The 2,996-nt window shown below is 60.1% G+C and carries 4 protein-coding genes; 2 read left to right on the top strand and 2 right to left on the bottom strand.

What is annotated here, in order from left to right; translation table 11 throughout:
• Positions 1–270, top strand: a 270-nt coding sequence (locus tag H1Y01_RS14445; RefSeq protein ID WP_180541218.1) for a hypothetical protein, incomplete at its 5' end; no start/stop codon positions are given.
• A 47-nt stretch (positions 271–317) separates the two neighbouring features.
• Positions 318–707, top strand: a complete 390-nt coding sequence (locus H1Y01_RS14440; protein WP_180541217.1) for an STAS domain-containing protein — start codon at positions 318–320, stop codon at positions 705–707.
• On the opposite strand, the gene H1Y01_RS14435 is transcribed toward H1Y01_RS14440, so the two are convergent.
• Together H1Y01_RS14435 and H1Y01_RS14430 are read right to left on the bottom strand one after the other, a co-directional pair.
• Complete coding sequence (locus H1Y01_RS14435) at positions 655–1,824, bottom strand: PP2C family protein-serine/threonine phosphatase (protein ID WP_180541216.1); 1,170 nt, start codon at positions 1,822–1,824, stop codon at positions 655–657. The two genes, H1Y01_RS14440 and H1Y01_RS14435, sit on opposite strands and share 53 nt — an antisense overlap.
• Positions 1,821–2,996 (bottom strand): hybrid sensor histidine kinase/response regulator (locus tag H1Y01_RS14430; RefSeq protein ID WP_180541215.1); only part of this gene is annotated, 1,176 nt, incomplete at its 5' end. The genes H1Y01_RS14435 and H1Y01_RS14430, both read right to left, overlap by 4 nt.

The raw sequence follows: 2,996 nt of genomic DNA, 5'->3' as shown, positions 1-2,996 counted from the left end.
GGGCTGGCGCCGCAAGCCTGCGACGTGGTCTGCGTGTCGTCCGTGCCGCCATTGGCGTTGACCCACGCGCGCAAAACGGGAGAGGCGATTCACGCGATGTTTCCGGAGGTCACGCTCCTGGTGGGGCTATGGGGACAGCCGAGTACGACCACTCGAGTCACGGAGCGGCTGCAAACAGCCACTGGGGGGTTCGTGGTGACCAGTTTCGCGGCTGCCATGGCTCAATTGCGCACGGTGGCGTCGACAGCGGCCAAATTGTCCGATGCGTGACAAATGGCGATTCTCGTGCTAAGACTCTAACAGGTAAAATGTCGCCCTTGAAATTCGAAGCAGATGTTCTAAGAACCAACTCCGCGGCAGTGGTGTCGGCCCGCGGCAGAATCACGCTCGGCGAAGCTTCGCAGGCGCTTCGCGGCACCATTGAGCAGCTTTGCACCGAAGGCACCCCGAACATCGTACTGAACCTTTCAGGAGTGACATTCATCGATAGCGCGGGCTTGGGCGTACTGACTCTGGGCTATTCCAAGACCAAAGCGGCGGGAGGCGTGTTGAAGATCGCCCAGCCGCAGGCGCGCGTTAAAGACGCGATGGAAATGACCCGGTTAACCCGCATGTTTCCGCTCTACACGAGCACGGACGAAGCGGTGGCGAGCTTCACGAATGCGGAGCCACTGGTGAAGCAAGAAACCGCAGCGCCAGCGCAGTAACATCGTCGGCTTGAGGCGCGCCCGCGCTGAATCCGGTCACGGCGTCGAAAACGGAAGTTACGATGTCGCGAGCTGGACGGCCTGCGCAGCCATGCAGCGCTTCCAGCAGCTTTGCCTCGGTAAAGTTTTGCTCGTCCGGACGCTCGGCGTCGATCACGCCGTCGGTGCATGAGAAGAGCACGTCACCGGGTGCAAGTTGCAGCGTACCCGTAGCGACTTCCGGATCATCGAAAATCCCCAGCATGGTCCCTCGGCCTTGCAGCACTTCGAGTCCGCGTTCCTCCGAGATCACACAGGGGGCCTGATGACCCGCGATGCAGTATTCGACTTCGCCGGTAAGTGTGTGAAGCTGCCCGTAAAAAAGGGTCACGAACATATCGCCTTCGCCCTGGCGCAGCAATACGTGATTGACGTGCAGCATGCACTCCAGCGGATTGCGGCCTTGCAAAGCGGTGGCGCGGAGTAACGTGCGGCTCACCGCCATGTAAATCGCGGCGGGAACGCCTTTGCCCGAGACGTCCCCCACGGCGAATGCCAGACGATCTTTTCCCAGCTCGAAGAAGTCGTAGAAATCCCCGCCAACGGTCCTCGCCGGAAGCATGCGCGCGTAGATTTCAAAATGGGGACTCGTTGGGAATTCGCGGGGCAGAATCGCCTGTTGAATTCGATTGGCGACGGCGAGTTCGTTCTGCAGCGCCACGAGTTCCGTCCGATGTTTCGTGAACTCGCGAATAGAGGCGATCTCCTGAAGTGTCTTCACGAGGGTCGTCTCGAAGTCCTGAAAATCGATGGGTTTGGTCAGGAAGTCGAACGCGCCGCGGTTCATGGCCACGCGAATATTGCGCATGTCGTCGTAGGCGGAAACGATCACGGTTTTTAACATGCGGTCCAAACCGGCGATGCGCGTCAGTAGCGTCAGCCCGTCCATCACCGGCATGTTGATGTCGCTCAGCACGAGGTTAATCGACGGATCTTCGTCGAGAACCGACAACGCTTCTTCGCCATTGCGGGCAAAGCGGAACTCGATCTCGCCATCGCGGATCTTGCGGCGAAAACGCTGCAGGATCAGCGGCTCCAGATCGGGCTCATCGTCGACGACCAAAACACGCGGAGTCATTGTGCCGTCAAATCTCGCGGGATGCGGACGATGAATTCGGTCGAAACGCCCGGCTCGCTTTCGACGAGAAGCTCACCATGATGCTCTTTGACGACGACGTCATGGCTGATCGAGAGGCCGAGCCCGGTACCCATGCCGGCCGGTTTGGTGGTGAAGAAAGGCTCGAAAATTTTACGCTGGAGATCGGGCGGGATACCGGGGCCGTTATCGCAGAAGCGGATTTCGACGCTCGGTCCGAATGGCCGGGAAACAACGATAAACGACGGTTCGAAGTCGCGGCCGGCGGTGCGCACTTTTTCCTCTAGCGCGTGGAATGCGTTGGTTGCGATGTTGAGAAACACGCGGTTGAGGTCTTGCGGGAACACATTGGCTTTGCCGGCCCGCGGGTCCAGACGGTACTCGATAGCGACGTTGAAGCGGATATCGTGGGAGCGCACGCCATGGTAGGCCAGGTTGACGGAATCGACCACGAGGGTGTTGATGTCGGTCAGCTCCCGCTCGCCGCTGGATTGCCGCGCGTGACCCAGCATGCCGCGCACAATCCGGTCGGCCCGGGCGCCGTGGTCTTGAATACGCTGCAGGTTGGCAGCCAGATCATTCAGGATTTCGTCCGTCTCCATCCGATCTGCGCGCTCGATGGAGGACTGCAGGTCGGGAATGAGTTCCCCGGAGAGCTTGGCGAAGTTGGTGATGAAGTTCAGCGGATTCTTGATTTCGTGCGCGATTCCGGCGGCCAGCGAACCGAGCGACGCCAGCTTCTCCTGCGTCACCAGTTGATCCTGCATGCGCTGCAGGTTCACATAGGCGCGTTCCAGTTCTTCGGTCTTGCGCTTCTGCTCATCGCGCAGCGCTTTCTTCTCGAGCGAAGCCTTGAGCCGCGCGCGCAAAAGGACGGGATCGAAGGGTTTCGGAAGATAGTCTTCGGCGCCGCTCTCGATACAACGGATCACGCTGGAATACTCGTCGGACGCCGAGATCATGATAACGGGAATCTCGCGCAGCTCGGGATCGGCTTTGATCGCCTCCAGCGCGGAGAACCCGTCCATCTCGGGCATCAGCACATCGAGCAGCGCGAGGTCATACGAACGCTCGCGGAGCAGACGAAGCGCATCGACTCCGTTACCGACGCACGTCACGCTGTAGCCTTGGCGCTCGAGTTGCCGCGCCAGGAT

This window comes from Nevskia soli, assembly GCF_903970205.1.
Taxonomy (GTDB): domain Bacteria; phylum Acidobacteriota; class Terriglobia; order Bryobacterales; family Bryobacteraceae; genus Bog-113.
The sequence above is the reverse complement of the archived record's forward strand: the minus strand, read 5'-3'. Positions and strand labels throughout refer to the sequence as shown.

Coding starts and splice junctions, on each gene's coding strand:
- H1Y01_RS14435 (WP_180541216.1), bottom strand. CDS start 1,824: ATGACTCCGCGTGTTTTGGTCGTCGACGATGAGCCCGATCTGGAGCCG.